A 17,236-nucleotide genomic window follows, 5' to 3' on the forward strand; every position below is an offset into this window, starting at 1 on the left:
TCCGAACCCGGCGACAACACCCCCCGGATCATCAATAACAGGGCGAGAAAGTCATACCGGGTCCAGCGACCAAATCCCCGGCCTTCGGGGACCCAATAAATGTAACGGGTCGGAGGTCCGACCCCCCCAACAAGAATTTAGTAAACCTTGTCGGCAAGCTTGTCTGCGAGGTCCGCAGGGGCGAAATCGTTCGTGTGGTAGGTAGTCCACCCCTGCTCCGCGAGCCAGTCATCGCGTTCGTCATCCCGCTCGACAAGCACTGCCACGCGCGAAGTCGCCCACGAGAGATCAACTTGCCACTGGTTGTCGGGGCCGATGTCGGCTCCCCAATCCCCGAGCTCCACATTGACTTCCACGAGCTCAGGAATAAGTTCCTGCAGTTCAGGACCTGATTCGGTGAAGACCGTCAGCCATGGGCTTTGACGCACGCGGACAGGGATGTTGTCGTCGTGGGACACATCCGAAACGCTACCCGGTTTCTCCACGCCAGTAGTGGCAATGGGGTTCAGCGCTGCCCAGTCCTTGAAGCCAAGCCCGATCTGACCATGGACGCCAAACAGGGACCCGCGGTCGAGATTGGAATTGAATAGCTCGCAGCTTGTTTCCGGCACTAGGACGCAGCAGTGGCAGGCGGCCAGGTTACGTGCATCGGTACCAGAACCGCGGGACTCGATGCAGACAGGATCCGCTGAACACCAAGACGTGCGGAACAGTCCTTCGTCCAAGGAAGGCCCGAGGCGCTTGGGGCTCGCCTGTGCAGCGATGCCGCCCAGGCTGCCTGCGGAGTCGGACGAAGCCGTATACAAGAGCACTCCGACTTGATTCGGACCAACATAGAGGCGTTCCCGAATAGACGACGCGGGGTAGCCTGCGTCCAGCGAGAGCTGATCGATGATGATGTGCGAGAGGGTGTGGATCAGGGTCTCCACGATGCTGACGGGAGTCGGATCCTGGCCGCGCTGCTCAGCTGCACGCTTCGCGTTCAGGCGGAGCGTTTTCTCCCTGCCGGCTGCGAAGTCCGTTTCAGCCCAAGCCTCGACCTGTGATCGGTCCAGAGCCACAAAAAGTCCCTCACCCAGCGTCTCAATTGCGGGCAGCCAATTCTGGCGGTTGTCGTCCGGTGAAAGCGGAGACAACTTGGCGTCAGGCTTGTCTTCACTCCTAGGGTGTAAACGGCTAAAGCCGTACAGCGCGCGGACCTCCCTGAGCCGGGTGACTTTCCGTGCAGCCTTGATCCAATGTTGGTGGGTTTCAGGCACAGCCACCTTCTCAGCGACGAAGTCGGTGTCCGGGCTGTCACGGCGGCCGTTCATCAATGCGAGGAACTCCTGCTCCCGGAGCTGTTCCTCGGAAAGCTCGGTTTCCTCACTGCCATGGAACTGACGCTTTATTTCGGCGCGAAGTTCCTCAACGGAGAAGCGGCGGTCAAATTCCTGAACCACGCCCTCGAGAACCCAAGTGGAACCGGGCTCCAGAGCCTGCGGCTGACTGAGCTGGGAGGCTTTTGACGTCACCACCTTGGCGAGAAACTCAGAATACGGCGGGATGGAGATCGCCGACCGAACCACCGGGAACCAAACATTTGAAGCGCCGCGCTGAACGGTCTTGGGGGCCTTGCCGCATTCGCGTTCCCGATAACCCCAGCCGAGCCACGGACGATTGCCTTGGCACTTCATTTCCTTTAAAGAAATGGAGTTGAACGCATCCGCCATGGTCCGAGATTTCCCGCACGAGCACCGGACAACCATGTCGGCCAGTGATGATGTTCGGCCTTCTGACGCAAGCGACAGCAGATGGTCAGTGTCATCGCTTGGCGTGAAGCCGTGCACCCAGTACGAATATGGGAAGTCATCGATGTGCCCGTCTTCGCACGCCACCACAAATCGGGAAGGGGTCAGCGGGGCCAGCGACTTACACAAGCCACACTTCGGGTCCTCGTACGAGGCTTGCAGCTGCTGAACCCGTCCAATTCGGTTGCAGCTGGGGCACACGAGCATTTGCGGAAACCGGACAACGGGGATCTTCCCCCGCGCGCCTGCGGGCGGCAGCAGAAGCTCGGACACTTTCAAGCTGCGTGCTAGACGGGGCTCGCTAACAGGCTTCAGGTGCTTCCTGTCCCATTGGTCAATGCTCGTGATCATGAAGCTGTTGTTCTCGGCGGGGAATAGACTCCCTACCCCGAACGTGGAGATCAACTGGCTGCGTCGGGCAGCGTAGGTCTTTCTAGCCAAGGGAGGCGTCCTTCCTCATAGGGGCCGGCCTGAGCGCGGTTTCGGCGTCCACGTCGCGCATGCTTCGTGGTGTCGGCCAGGGAATGCTGCTCGTGCTGTAGACGAAGTCGGGATCTTCTAGGGCTTTGCTGGAATCGATGAGAAGAGAGCGAGGTGAATTCTTCTTGCCCTCGTAGGGCAGGTCAGCGTCTGCCAGGGCAGCCTTCCGCCAGATGTTCAGCAGCCGCTCTAGCTCCTCGCGTGTTGCCGGGGCCTCTTCCGGATCGACGGCCGCTACTCGGTCGCCGATCCACGACATGATTTCGTCCACGGCGGGGGACTCGTCCCTGACATGGCCAGCGGCACTCCGCAACTCGGGGACGAGCATCCGCAGCGCAGAGACTAGCGTGGCGTGAAGTCCGCGGTCCCGCGACCTGGCCGCGAAGGGCGTGGCACTCGTGGCTTCCACCGCACGGTACAAGGCACCATGAAAGTCGTTGAACGATTCGTAATGCGACCGGTCCCGCGTCCGGGCTGCATTGAAGATCGTCACGACCAGGCCCGGGTGCACACGCCCTACCCGGCTGGTGGCCTGGATGTACTCGGCACTTGACTGCGGCTGACCCATGACGGCCATCAACCCCAGACGGTCAACGTCCAGCCCCACAGAGATCATGTTGGTGGCCAGCACCACGTCTTCGGGGGTGAGCCCACTTCCCAGGCTCTTCTCCAGAGACTTGAGAGCCTCAGGAATCTTATGGTTCTCCACGCGGCTTGTCAGCTCACTCAGCTGGATACCCCGCGCCCCTAGCCGGCCTTCTCGTTTGGCCAACAGATTAAGCCGGGCCCGGACGTCGTCGTATACCTGAAGGTAGGCCGAGCCGAGGACTCGGAGACTGTTGAAGTACCCGATCAGCGTCCAATAGGGGTCACGGACCTCAGTAGTGACATCTTCGATGACGGTTGCTGAGTGAAGCAGCGATGCGTAGGTGCGCACCATGAGCGTGGCATGGCTGGTGCCCGAGGCGAGGACCCCGACGTATTGCCGGGTCCCGAGGCCGTCAGCTGGTGCCTTCTTGGCGAAAAATGAGTCGTCCGGGTCCAGCCCCGGCGGCGGAAACAGACTGGAGCCGCGGTTGAAGACTGATCGGATTTGGTCCTTGGCCCGTCGGATCGTTGCCGTCGAGGCAATGATTTTTGGCTTCCGGCTGGCGGCGCCATCTCCACGTCCGATGCCGCTTGCCGCCAAATCGACTGCTGTTTCAAAGAGGCCGACGGTTGAACCGAGTGGACCTGAAATGAGGTGCAGTTCGTCCTGAATGATGAGGTCCGGGCCCAGGTCGTCAGACGAGATACGTCCGAAAAGGGTCGCTATCTCTCCGCGCCATGACATACCGGCGAACTTGTCAACAGTCCCGATAACGAGTTCTGGGCGCTCCCGGTAGACATCTGTGTCGATGATGTGAACGGGTAGGCCGTCCGAAAACTCGCACGCCTTGTTGGAGCAGCTCACGAGCATCCGGTCAGAGGGCACTTTGACGATCCGATAGTCGTCGACGGTGAGCCGAGTGCCGCACCAAGGGCAGGCCTCGATCTGCTTCGGGTTTCCCTCGACTACTTCCTGGTTGTTCCGAAGCTTGCCTAGGTTCGTCCGGGCAGTAGCGATGTCGTTGGGCGTAGCCCCTCCGCCCACCCAGAGCCCGATGCCGAACGGTGCACCGCCGACCCTATCCTGGTTCTCCAGCCGCACAGTTTCCAGGGAACAAATGAGCATGGCAGCACGCTCAAATTGCTGGATCGTCAGAAGCCGGAGGGTATAGCGCATTATGACGGCCACGCCCCGAACACTCGTGTTTCTCAGCCGCCGAAGTATTAGGAGGTAGGCGACAAGCCCGAGATACGCTTCAGTCTTTCCTCCGCCAGTGGGGAACCAGAGAAGATCTGCAACATCGCGTTCTGAGTGCTGATCGTCGGTTACTGACGGCAGGTTGATGAGGATGAACGCAATTTGGAAGGGGCGCCACGCCTGGGCGCCAAGTACGAACTCGCCCTTGCCTCCCATTCGCACCCAATCCTGGCGCGAACGCTGCATGTGCATGGCCTGGTTCGCCAGCTGAAATGCCTCAAAGGCTTTCTCATCTTTGACCAGCAGCTGGATGCCGGCCTTGATTCGGTTGTGGGCCGTCCCCGCCTGCTTCATATGCTCGGCCGCGACACCCCGCAAGTGCTGGGGGACATGGGCCTGGCCGTCCGCGGTCATCGGGTCACTCGTTGCCGTAATCCACGACGAGTAGTCCTGAGCGAGCAAATTGAGCTGAGCGACGACATCATCGCGCGTCGCCGAACCCATGAACGACAAGGACAGGTTAGCGCCGCTGACGCCGGCCATGGACCGGTGGACATCTTGCCGGGGCACGAACGTCGTTCTAACACGCTGACAAAGCCTGCCGTCAACGTCGGACGCCTCCACCTCGACCGCGCAGCCATGCCCGGCGCCGAAGATCATGTGGTTTCGGTAGAGGAGCTCGGACGACGCCAGGTCGGGGTCCGAAGGAACGTTGGTACGCAGCTTCGAACGATCCACAAGAGCGGGCTTCGGGGTGTGAACGGAGAGTCCAGCCTGGAACCAGCACGCCACGTCTTTATCTGATGTCGGCTCAGGTTTGGGCTGGGTGTTACGCAGCACCACGGTCACTGTGACGACGGCCTCTTCGGGAGTGCGTACCAAGGCGTACAACTCCAGAGCCCCGCCCTCCAGCAAATGCCGCTGGGGCCCAGCTGAAGACAGGTCGATTGGGATCTCGGGGAGTTCCGCTGGCGTACGCTGCCAGTCATATGCGTCGCGGCGTTTGCTGCCGCTGTCCCGGACGGTCGGCACCGGGGCGTACCTGGCGGCAGTGGGCGCGACGAGTAGAACCGTTGAAAGTGCTGTGTCAACGGAAATGGTTAAGCCCACGCTGCTGGGGTACGTGAGCCGGGCGTTGGCCACCGGGCTGTCTACGGAGGCCTCGCCGGAGGAGGCAGCGACGGACTCCGGTTCGTCGGGTGCCTCTGCATAGGTGTCGTCCGCAGCCGGCCAGAGTACTCCCGTGACATAGCGCTCAAGAGGGCGCTCGGTGAGGAGCTCGTCGGTAGCGCCGGGCCCGTAGAGGTCCGTCACCAGCCGGTCCACCATTTCGCGGCGGAAGGCGTATTTGCTATCTAGGGTCGACAAGGTCATTCTCCTAATCCTTGATCCGGCTGATCAGTCCGGTAAGCCGGGGTACAAGCCACATACCGGAAGAACCGAGCCCCCCGAGTTTGGTTTCCTCCGGATGGCCGGTGGCGCACTCGATGGATGTGACCCGGGCGCCGGTGAAGGCGCTGGGCCACTCCTGGCTGCGGTTGCCCTTGAAGCCGAAATTCTTCTTCAGCGCGAACGCAAAAGATTGGCTGGTTCGGCCGAGCCGGCGGCCGTCGCTGGTGGTCAGCTCGTAGCGAGGAACTTCACCGGGCTCCGGCTGGGACTCAATGCGGCCCGAAACGACTTCACCCAGTAGGGTATCCAGAACTAGGCCCTCCTGAACGGCGTGAGCGTCTCCGTCAGCGGGGTAATAAGGCGAAATGTCGTCGACGTCGGAGTTCAAAAACTCCATCCGCGCCGTGTACTGCCCGTACTTGCCATAAGCCTTCTCCAGCCATCGTCCCCCGGATCCGTCGGCGTGCTTGAGGATCTTCTTCGGCAGCTTGGTCGAGACTATCTCTTCTCGAGCCCGGCTCAGGGCTACGTACTTCTGCTTCAATGTGGCCGTGTTCTGCTGGGCGGCGGGTGATCCGAACTCCGGTTGCAGATAGAGGACATTGGTGAACTCGAGCCCCTTGGCCCGATGTACCGTGGAAACGATCAGCGGAGCGACGTCGGCCACCGTGAGGGTCAAGGGGATCGATCTGCTGCGCAGTCGTTGGCTGAGCTGGGGGACATTCAGCGAGTCGTAGGCGGAGAAGTTGCCCTCGGCCGTCTTCAATGCGAGCCAGCGGTCGGCTGATGCCTCGCCGAAGAGCTGATTCAGTCGGGACTTGATCTCATCGGCGTCGTACGTCCTGTCTTCCAGATCCTTGAAGACCTGATGGACCCACGGCGCCACACTCATGTCCTGTGCCTTCCGCCGGATCAGGTGCGGATATCCGTTCTCCCACAGAAGTTCACTCGCGATGAGGACTTCGTAATTGGTCGAACACAGCAGGGCTGTTGTGTCGCCTTCATTGGGGCCGAGAGCCCCTGACTCATTGAGTACGGAGGTGCTCGAAACTTCCCTGCGGAAGTCGTCGAGCAGGTTGTGTGCGGTCTCGCAAGCTGGGGCATCGAGTGCTCCCAGGTTGCGGATCTCGTCGCCAACGGCGATGAGCTCCCTGGTGCGATCGGTCACCGCCCTATAGTGCTTTGCCAGGGTCTGTTGATCCGCGTCAAACTCCTTGACGAGTGTCTCGATGAGCTCCGCCGAGGTGAGTTTGGACTCGGATTCTTCCAGCTGGAAGTCGTAAATGCCCTGCAATGGGTCGCCGAGCACGGTGAAGCCGAAGTCGTCGCCAAGAGCGGAAAATAGCGCCAAGACGAGCTCCGCGCGGTCGCCCACGAGGTCCTGAGCTTCATCGACCATGATGTGCTTTAGGTAAGTGACCCGATCGGGCGTCTCGTCTCCGGCGATGTATTTCGTGGCTTTTCGGATCCGGGCGTCAAAGCTGTCGCCCAGAGTCTCTTCGCCCATATCGAGCAGAATCTGCGCTGCAAAGGAGTCGAAAGTTCGGATTTGAAGTCCATCGAGGTCGTGGGTGCGTGCCCGTTTCCTGACGGCTTCGACGGCGGCGCGGGAAAAGCTCAGGACGAGGATTTCGTCCGCGGGGTTCAGGCCATCGTCCACCAATGTCTTCACTCGCGCCAGCAAGACCTCAGTCTTTCCTTGGCCGGCCGCGGCCGTGACGAACATCCGCGCTTCGGGTTCAGCTTCTGCTACGGCTAGTTGACTGTCGTCGAGTTCAATCTCAGCGAGCACTTGTCGCCTCGTGCTTCCACAAATAGTCCAGCTGGGTAAACGCCAGCTTGTGGCCGTGCTGGTCCAGATTGTCCTTTACGTTGATGATCAGGACCTCTTCGCTTCCTCCGTTGAGCGGTCCGCGGAGACCGCGTCCGATCATCTGGATGTATTTGTTGGGTGAGAACGTTGGCCGGCAGACGTACACGGCGTCGACCTTGGGTGCGTCGAACCCCTGGGTAAGCACATCGAAGTTGGTCAGCACGCGGATCCTACCGTTGCGGAAGTTCTCGATAATTGAACGCCGGTGGCCCAAGTCCGTCTTTCCGGAGATGGCTGCTGCCGGAATGCCCTCAACGGAAAGGACAGCTGCCAGAGCCTCGGCGTGTTCCACCGACGCGGCGAAGACCAGCGTCGGCCCCTTTGTTTCGGATGCCTTTATGTGATCCAGAATGGCTTCGTTGCGCTGCGTGCTGTCGGCTACCTGCTGCAAATCGATCCGGGCCTCAAGCATGGCGCTTTGGGAATCCTCGTCCGTGGCCGAGCGCATGTCCTTCAGCTTGAGTTCGATACCTTTCAGCTCTTCATGGTTCACCTTGGCCAGAACGCCCATGCCTTGGAGGTACTCGTGGGCGTTCTCCGCGCTGAACTCGTCTGGCTCGATGAGATTACGTCCGAATCTGGCAACCAGCCGCTCAGTCTCCTTCTCATTGGTACCCCGGTAAGGAGTGGCCGAGAGACCTAGCAATGACCGGGACTTTTCAGTGAATGAGCGGCCGAACCAGGAAAGAACCGGGGTGTAAGACGTTGCGGTCGCCCCGTGGGCTTCATCGATGATGACCAGGTCCGGTTTAGACATCCATTCGTACATGGAGCGCCGGTTCTGTTGGATGCTGGCCAGCGTTTGAATGGTTGCGACGACGAGGTGCAGCTTAGTTTCTTCCCGGATGGCGCTGTTCCCACCCCAAAGCCTGCTTACCGCCATTCGCTCACCGGGAGCTCCCGCCGCTTGCCAGACGTAGGTCCACGTGTCAATGGCCTGCTCGCAAAGTTCTTCAGATTGGGCGATCCAGATGACCAGGCGGTGATCTTCCTTCGTAGAGGCTTTGATATCCCGGATCACGGATTCAACGGCCACGCGTGTCTTGCCGGCGCCCGTGGGCAACTGAACCAAACCGCGGCTGTGCTTGGTATGCCCGGCAAGAAGGTTGACGATCTTCTTGCTGGTCGTTTCCTGGTATGGGTGAAGGGGGTTCAAACCGACCGGTCCAACGAACTCCTCACGTTCCGGCTTCTTCTTGATTGATTCTCCAGCCATGGCAGGGGAGAAGCCGAGCTCCTTCACGAACTCCTGGGCGGTTCGGCCGCCGCGGAATTGGTCCGGTGTTTCGATACCTGCCTCGGAAAGTGCCGGCTTGAGCACTTTGAGGAGACTGCTGCCATGCAGAATGCTGACGATCTCGAATAGGCGCTCATCGGTGAGCTTCAGATCCCTGGCATCCAGCATTTTCATGACGGCATCGGGGATGAGCTTCAGGAGGGTCTCGCGACCCACTAGCTCGGCCAACCTGCCAGCGTCCGTCTTCTGCCGGTTCACTCGTCCGATGCGAAGCGCGGCGTCGTGGTCTTTCTTGAGTTGCCGCATCGTCTGCATGACTTGAGATGCAGATTTGTTGCTTCCAAAAGCACCCAGAATCGTCGTCAGCAGAGCTTGTTCTGTTTGGGGCGCCCGGTAGTAGAGCACACCGTCCTGCAGGATGGACGCCTTCGGAGTAGCCTCTGTCCGGGAATCAAAGCTATTGGTGCGAATTGCACTAACCGTCGTGCAGGGCACACACACCGTCTGAACGGCGACTTCTCCAGCCGCACGTTTCAAGAATGGGTACAAAGACTTGATGCTCTGAGCTTCTTCATTATCCAAAGGCGTCACATCGACCGACGTATGGAATTCGACGGATGTGGCCTCAACGCCCCATTTGTCCTTAATAGCTCCGTCCAGTTCTGCGCGGCCTGTAAAGAGTGTCGGAGCGGCCGCCACGTTCACCAGGAATTCGCGGCTTTCGGGATCAAGGGCCAGGACGACTTCCGAGGTCAAGTATCGAGTCTTCCGATCCGTGCCGAGAGGTACGACCAGCTCTTTAGGGGCACGGACGCCGAGGAAGGCCAGGGCTCCGTAAAGCTCATGGAGCTGCTGCGTGGGCAGCTTGTCTTCAGCCAGAGAAAGGACGTAGGTCCAGTTGACCTGCTTGGCGAACGTGGGCAGGCGCAGGGCTACGGATTCCTCATGTCCTGGATGCGGGAGATAGTCACTCGGAATCCCCTCAATGGTGCCGACACAGTGCTTAGTGTCTACCAATCCCAGCGGAGTCTCAAACGAGCCATGCTGCTTGACCCACCACAGGTCGGGACCGTCTATGGTCTCCGCACCGCGGAAAGAACTCGTGAATTCGATTTTCGTCGGATACTGCGGTCGACTTAAGAGCGTGCTTGTCACCTTCGCGCGTGTCGTTGCTGACGCGTTGACCAGAAGGTGCAGGCCATCGGTGGTCAGGGCCTGGGTGAACCTAATGCCCGCCTCTGAAACGGGGGCGGGACCGGTCCGGGACTCGGAAGAGATCCTGCTTGCTTCGGCCGACTTCCAAAGTTCGTAGCTTGAGCCGTCGCGAGTCATTTTGGCTTCGCTCAGGGTCGTGCGTGCGCCAAGATTCTTCAGGAGTGCCAGGTCATTGCCGTGAAACCGGTCATCCACGAGCAAGTGCTCGTCTTCAATATTTGAAGTGGGGATGAGCGGGCCAGGAATCCAGACTTCACCGAGTGGACGCCATTTCGTATCCCGGCAACGGACCAGAATACGTCCCGGGGTCGTGCGTTCACTAACAATGGAGAGGCTCTCCGGGACAGGAAGCGACCGGGTGAGCCGCCAAAGAGACTCGGCCAGCTCCTTGTCCGCGTAATCCTGAGCAACCTCGCTGGCGACCCGGCTGATGACTCCCCGGCCGTCCTGGGCTTGAAGGTCCAGGGAACGGAGGTAACTGTTGGCGCTCCCATGGTGCATCAGTTCGTAGGAGACAACGCTCGGCGATTCATCGTCCGGGCCCAAAGGCAAGAAGACTCGAGACGTGATGGGCGGCTGCACGCTGCCGTCGGTCATCAGGACGATGCGGCTGCGGCGCATCGCCTGCCGGTAGTCGCTGTAGGACTTGTCGATGAGGGCAGCCAGTTGCAGGGCGTTCTCGTAGTCTTGAAGCTCGCCACCTACGACGACTTCCTCCAGCCATTCCTCGACGGAAGCGCGCTTGAGGTTAGCCTCGCCAAGGATTCGTATGACCTGGGGCTCGCGGCCGCGCAAGGCTGCCGGGTGCAGCCATGGCCGATCTCGCGGAACCCAAGAGTCCCACAGGTTAGTAAGGCGCGTCGCTTCGTCCAGACTGGGCTGGATTTTGATCTCGTTGGGCAGGTGCAGGGTTCCAGACCGGTCAGGCAGACAAGGGACGAAAGGCAAAATCGCGTATATCGGTTTGTTGATGACCCCGTCTGCCCATGAATATGACTCCTTTGCGCGGGAGGGGAGGATATCCAAGAAGAGACCAGGGTCATCTTCCGAGCTCAGACGGGGGAGTGCACCTGCAACCATCCGCGGGAGTGCCCGGGTCAGGATCTCCTGGTTGTAGCGGGTCTGAAGCATACTGTGGCGGTCTTCGTTCATTTTGAACGCGGCGTTCACGATACCGCGTAGCGATGTCTCGTGTTGGGTGGGGAAGTAGTTCCAGAAACGCCCGAGTTTGGAGCGCTGGTTGCCGGTGATTGGCACCGCCCAGGAAACGTCAACGTGCTGACGGGCGACGATCGATCCTGCCTCGGCGGCCGCTTGTGCGCTAACCTCATGCTGATGATGGAAGACGAGCCATGCGTCGCTCTTGCTACCGTCGCTGAGGATAACCTTGTCGCCGTCCCTGGCGGCCGTCCAGGTGACAGCTGACTTCCTAACGCGGTCATCAAATTCCAGAGAGCCGATCTTGTCTGAAAACAGGAGGAACTCCTGGGGAAAGTTCTTCATTTCGTCAGATAGCCAGCTGCTGCCTGAGAGGGGCAGCTTGACGATAGTCGTGGCCCACTCCATCAGCTCTGCAAGGACCGGGTCCTGGGTGCTTTCGAGGGCTGCATCGACCGGCGTCGCTATGCGGAGAATTGGGTAAGCTTCGAGACCGGGGTACAGCTTCTCAAGGGTTTCGCGGCTGCGGTCCTGACTCCAGGAAACAGACCCGCTCCGGCTGAAGATCTGAGGGTCCGCGGTGACTTGGATTACGGATTTGAATCCCAACCCGAAGCGGCCGATCGCATCGTCCCTTTTCTCGGACGAGTGAGACAACATCAGCGTGCGGAATCCGGCCTCAGTGAACGGCTGTCCTTCATTTGCACAGAAAAGTGCATCCTCGGTCAGAACAACTTTGATGCGGCCGCCGGGCTCATCGATGGCGTCGGCGGCATTCTGGATCAGCTCGTTGAGCTGCTTTCGCCCGTACCCGCTCTGCGAGATGGCCGCTTCGATGTTGCTGTGCTCGCGAACGAGATCTGGTCGCGCCCGATATGCATTGAGTGCGCTTTCCGTCTCCGCTGCCACGAATTTGCTGAGCGACGATTCCGTCCCAGCCCATGACTCTTGAACCTTCATTGGTTCTTTCCCCCACTTGACAAGAGTGCCTCCGGCTTACACCGGTGCTTTCCTGATCATTCTTATCACTGTGGAGCGACATTGATATCGATCAAGGTGCAGGTCAGATGAATTGTCTCAGGAATGTTGCAATTGCGGCGATGCCATAACAAGCCCGAGAGCCGTCAGCCGTGACAGGGCGCTCAGAGCATTCCGCGCTCTAACAGATGGGCCAACCGATGTCGTGTGTCCTGACGCCACTGCAGCAGTCCTGTGACGCCTCGTAGCCTGGACTTCCATCAGGGGCTGTAGATATTAGTCGCAGTTCGGTCGCCAAGGACATGATTCAGGGGCAGAGGAGCGAGGCGCCGAAGGCCTACTCTGTCGCCAGCAGTGCGTAGATGCGTCCGGCAGATAAGCGCTACATGAAGACGAGTTCCGAACTCGCGGCGGAAAGAGCCTGGGGCTGTTCCTGGGAGTTGCGAATGGCTTCCTCTTGCGAAGCCTCAGGTGCCTTGACCCCCTCGGTGTAGGCGGCCGACCCCTTGGTGCCAACCTGGGTCGTTTTCCACTCCGCTCTTGTGATCCTGTCGAGGAAACCCGGGTCGATTTCTTGGCCCAGCGCTGCCGCTAGAATGTGAGCCGCGAGACGGGGTGGAATGGCGTTGCCGATCTGTTGCGAGACGTCCTTCCCTGACCACGGGTAGTTTGCGGGAAATGTCTGGAGACGGCCTGCTTCTGAAACCGTGAGCCGGTCAAGTTCGCTACCGTTTGAGAACAAGCGATTTCGAGTAACTTTCCCCGTAACCGTGAAGGCGGGTTCCTTCGAGGTGCGCCTGCCGCGGGCCTTCGGATCGCCGCCGGTTCCGTAGTTCGAGACGAGCTCGAAGGTCCCTGGCCGGTCGAGAGTTTGGCCGATGCTCCGGTATGGAAGTAGGGCATCGTGCTCCGTGGTGACCGGCATTTGCCCTCTCCTGAAGCGCCGATGCGTCGGGATCGGGAGGGACGGTGTGACCTGCCGGTTTGCGAGCAGAATTGCACGCCGCCGTGTCTGCGGGACCCCGAACTCTTCTGCGCAGAGTACCCCGGTCACCGTCTTGTAGCCGAGCATCTTAAGGACGTCAGCCATAGCTTCCCACACCGGTAGGACTGCGGGTACCTGCTCCAAAACGATTGCTTCGTAGGGGGTCCCGGCGCGCTGGGCCTCCAGCGCCCATCGCAGCGGCTGCAGTACTAGCCCGGTTCGTTCGTCTTGAAGAGCCGCAAGTTCCTGAGCGATGTCGTCCCCATCGGCCATGCGGCCAATGAAGGCCAAGACCTGGCTCAGGGCCTTGCGGCCGGCGCCTGCCCCGGCAACCGTGTATGTCTGACATGGCGGCCCCCCGGCGAGGACCGTGGCTCGGGGAAAGTCGTTGGGACTGTACTGCCGAACGTCACCTTGTACGGTTTCAAGTCCAGCGGCGCGCCTTGTTTCGCAGGCGTTCTCGTCCCACTCGATACCAGCGGCGGACAGTCCCAGCCATTCGGCAGCAACATCCAACCCGCCGGGGCCCGCGAATAGATCCACCATTAGAGCTTCAGAAACGGGTGGGGCGGGTTGCATGCTGGTCATAGGACACGATCATATCGGTCGCCGGTACTCTGACCGACTTGCATCGCCGACTGCCAACGGTCGTCAGCCGCTATGACCCTGTGGGGCGATCCTTTGGTTGGTGGCAGCGGTTACAGTGACGGTCATCATCTCTGGTGAAACTCAAGGAGTTCTGACCGAAGGCGAAAAGATGAGGACGCTGATTGTGAGCGGCCGGTTATCGACTGACACAGAGCTTAAAGCTCAAATCGTTCCAAGGTCCGAGGTGACCAATAGGATGAACGCAGACGTACCCGTCCCACTAGCACTCGTTGGAATGGCTGGAGAGCTGTCTCTGGCAGTCCAGTCGCAATGAACAGAATGCCGAGAGATAATGTCTGAAAGCACCGGACCGAACCGTCGAAAGCGCATTCGCGCCGTCTTGGAAATATTGGCTGCGCACTCCGAGGGAGTCGCTAACACGAAAGACGCGGACGGGATCTTCCAACTCGCCATCGAACGCGTTCCTCTCAGCCCCGCTGAATCTACGACCAATCCGAGCAACCAGCTCCGCGGATACTCAAGTTTGTCCTTCGACTCCATCGGCCTGGTCGTGGCGGGGTGGATGACCAAGACGGACGGGATCTGGCGCATTACGCCCGAAGGGGTCAAAGCGCTCGACGTTTACTCCGGGGCAGACGAGCTGTTCGGGCAGATGGCAAAGTTGAGTGCCGCCCAGACCGCGGCCCGAAAGGCTAATCGCGCAGAACAACTCCGAACGGTGCTGGTTTCACGGAACTCTGCTGAGGATGTTTTCCGGACCACGACTGCGCTGTTCGTGCAACGGGGTCTCCGCGAGGGCACGTCAGTGTTCGACCCGGACCGTGACGTTTGGACGGTAGAGGCAATTTCGGAAATCCGGCAGAGGTTTATCGACGCTCCTGACATGGGCGAGGGGACGTTCGTCGAGAAGGTTCGCCAGCAGTTTGCGGAAGCCTCCGATGATGCTCGTCTGCTGATGGCCGAGCTCGTGACTTGGCAGGTGCTTCCGTCGGTAGACCGGGCCATCGGATTCGGAAAGAAACGCGAACGGATCTCGGCAGTTTTGCAGACCATGGATGAGCCGGTTGCCATTCCCGAGCAGGTTCTCAGCGGGCTCAAGAATGGCGTCGTCATGCCCGGCCAGGCCATGAACAGCAACACCTTCCAAGCGATGGTGGTAGTTATTTCGGTGGTCGAGGCCTATCTTCAGGCAACGGTGGAGACGCAGCAAGAAGTGATGCAGGATCCGTGGGCTTGGAAATCCTTCGTCTTCGGGGTGAAAGGCCACAACTTCCCGACGCAACGAAACGCTCTGCTCTACATGGTCCATCCGGAGACGTTTACGGATAGCTTCTCCGACGAGGACAAAGGTCTGATACGAAACGCGTTTATCAGTCACGACGCAGATTCCACCGGGGATGTTGACCGGGACCTGTTTAGCATCGGCCTGCGTATGCAGCAGGAGAGCGGCAAGCACATCGACTTCTATGACGAGGAGCATAAGCCGCTGTGGAAGAAGGGGAGCAGCCCGAGGCCCAATAACGCCGGAGAAATTGGCGACGAAGCAACGGAACCGCTGCCGGCACCCGGAAACGAGCGGGTACCCTTCCCGCAAGCAGACGTTGCGCTGAGCGGCAGGGTGTTCATCAACCAAGAATGGCTGCAGGACTCATTGGATTTGCTGGAGTCAAAGCGTCAACTGATTCTGTTTGGCCCGCCAGGCACGGGCAAGACGTTCGTCGCCCTCGCCCTCGCCGAACACATCGCGCGCGACGAAGCGGAGCTGGTCCAGTTTCATCCGAGCTACGCCTATGAAGACTTCTTCCAGGGGTACCGCCCGGTCACTGTCAATGGCACCCTCAGCTACGAGCTCAAAGACGGTCCGCTTCGGCGGATCGTGGACAAAGCCAACAGGGCCAAGCACCGGAACTTCGTTCTCGTCATTGACGAAATTAACCGCGGCAACCTCGCCAAGATCTTCGGCGAGCTCTACTTCCTGCTGGAATACAGGCACCGGAAGATCAGTCTCCAATACAGCGCAGAGCCCTTCGAGCTCCCAGACAACCTCTTTATTATCGGCACTATGAATACCTCCGACCGCTCCATCGCCCTCATGGACGCGGCGATGCGGCGTCGTTTTGCGTTCCGTGAACTCCACCCCGCGCACAAACCTGTCTCTGGGGTGCTTAGCGCTTGGCTCGCCGCGCACCAGCACAACCAACTTGGCCAAGAGCCCGCAGCGCTGCTTAACCAGCTCAATACGAAGATCAAGGACCCTGCTTTCAGCATCGGGCCGTCGTACTTGATGCCGAAGCGAGGAGAACTCACCGCTGACGTCCTCGACCGTATCTGGTCATCGGAAATCCTGCCGCTTCTCGAAGAGCATCACTACGGCGAGGGCAAAGATGTCCTGAAGCAATACCGTCTCGAGACCCTGAGGGCGGAGCGTTCCGCAATAGAGAATGGAGCCGCCAGGGATACGACCGGCGAGAGCACACCACCGGCCGCGGCGGAATAGTCGTTGGCAATCTTCGAACTTCGTGAGAGCGGAGCCAGTCAGACGTTGGCGTTACCGGATGAGGTGGGCCGGGCGATTAACGACCTGGGGATCGCTACGGCCCTTCCTGAAGGAGGTGGCCAGTGGACTGTGTCCGCGGTATCAAAAGTAGGGGTGATCGCCATTGGGACCGACGAGCTTAGCATCCGACCGAAGATGCCCATATCGCGGCTCTTCTATCTCATGGGATATTCGCGGGCGCCGGGATATTGGCGCGACGACGACGTTTCGCTTTCCTCTAATGACGACCTGGTAAGCAGCATTGCCAGCTCATTTATCCGGCAGGTGAAGAACGCCACTGTCCAGGGGTTGCTTCAGGGATACAGGACCGTGCACCAGGCTGAGCCCTTGATTCGAGGAAGGCTCGACGTGGGGGCCCAGATTGGACGCCGTGCTGGCTTGCCGCTCCCAGCGGAGGTTTCGTACGACGAATACACCGTAGACGTGGCCGAGAACCGCCTCCTGCTGTCGGCGGCTAGAGCTCTTCTAACGGTTCCGCGTCTCGCCGAGTCTGACAGACAGTCCCTACGGAAGCTGCTGCTGAAATTCGATGGCGTGGCAACTGTCGCCCGACGCTCCGAGCTTCCCGACTTCAGGTTCACCCGGTTAAACACCCACTACCGCCCAGCCGTCGTTCTGGCCCAGATCATCCTCCGCCATGGTTCCTTGGAGCAGCCTTCCGGGGAGGTGACCGCTAGGTCGTTTCTCTTCGATATGTGGGAAGTTTTCGAGGATTTCGTCTCGGTGGCTCTTCGGGAAGCAATGGGCTCTAGCGACGGAAGAATTGATCTGCAATACAAAGGGAAACACCTGGACGTCGGCGCCAAGGTCTCTTTGCGACCGGACATAGTTTGGCATAACGATGATGTGGTTTTTGCAGTTCTCGACGCAAAGTACAAAGCCGAAAAGAATAAACGGTTCCCGAACGCGGACCTGTACCAAATGTTGGCCTACTGCACGAGGTTTAAAATCAAAGTCGGCCATCTTGTATACGCCAAGGCTCAAAATGCTGAACTCTCACACGAGATCGACGGCGCCGACATCCACATCTATAGCCACGCCCTGGACTTGGAGGCAAAGCCGGAGCAACTGCTTCAGCAGGTCCAGAACTTGGCTACAAAGATAATTGAACATTCAAAAGTCGCAAACTAGAGGCAACTTAGGTTGACCACGGTACTACAGTGATCAAGTGGTCGG

7 protein-coding genes are annotated in these 17,236 nt (G+C 59.6%); 2 read left to right on the forward strand and 5 right to left on the reverse strand.

Annotated elements, in window-relative coordinates; all coding sequences use genetic code 11:
- Positions 1–137 precede the first annotated feature (137 nt).
- The 5 genes from drmB to ACZYX4_RS15110 all read right to left on the reverse strand — a co-directional run bounded on the left by drmB (position 138) and on the right by ACZYX4_RS15110 (position 13,482).
- Complete coding sequence (gene drmB, locus ACZYX4_RS15090; protein ID WP_463877283.1) at positions 138–2,231, reverse strand: DrmB family protein; 2,094 nt, start codon at positions 2,229–2,231, stop codon at positions 138–140.
- On the reverse strand, positions 2,224–5,430 hold the full coding sequence (locus ACZYX4_RS15095; protein WP_463877285.1) for a helicase-related protein: 3,207 nt from the start codon (positions 5,428–5,430) through the stop codon (positions 2,224–2,226). Before ACZYX4_RS15095 ends, drmB begins: the two co-directional genes overlap by 8 nt.
- 4 nt (positions 5,431–5,434) lie before the next feature.
- Positions 5,435–7,240, reverse strand: coding sequence for a UvrD-helicase domain-containing protein (locus ACZYX4_RS15100; protein WP_463877287.1), 1,806 nt, complete (start codon positions 7,238–7,240; stop codon positions 5,435–5,437).
- A complete protein-coding gene (locus ACZYX4_RS15105; RefSeq protein WP_463877289.1) occupies positions 7,230–11,891 on the reverse strand; it encodes a DEAD/DEAH box helicase in 4,662 nt (1,553 codons plus the stop codon). Before ACZYX4_RS15105 ends, ACZYX4_RS15100 begins: the two co-directional genes overlap by 11 nt.
- Before the next feature lie 400 nt (positions 11,892–12,291).
- A complete protein-coding gene (locus ACZYX4_RS15110; protein WP_463877291.1) occupies positions 12,292–13,482 on the reverse strand; it encodes a DNA cytosine methyltransferase in 1,191 nt (396 codons plus the stop codon).
- Between the two features lie 352 nt (positions 13,483–13,834).
- Here ACZYX4_RS15110 and ACZYX4_RS15115 point away from each other — a divergent pair, with 352 nt between their 5' ends.
- Both ACZYX4_RS15115 and ACZYX4_RS15120 read left to right on the forward strand, forming a co-directional pair.
- Entirely contained in the window at positions 13,835–16,000 is a 2,166-nt protein-coding gene (locus ACZYX4_RS15115; protein WP_463877293.1) for an AAA family ATPase, read from the forward strand.
- Between the two features lie 3 nt (positions 16,001–16,003).
- Positions 16,004–17,191, forward strand: coding sequence for an McrC family protein (locus ACZYX4_RS15120; RefSeq protein WP_463877296.1), 1,188 nt, complete (start codon positions 16,004–16,006; stop codon positions 17,189–17,191).
- Positions 17,192–17,236 lie beyond the last annotated feature (45 nt).

The organism is Pseudarthrobacter leeuwenhoeki, from assembly GCF_055412885.1.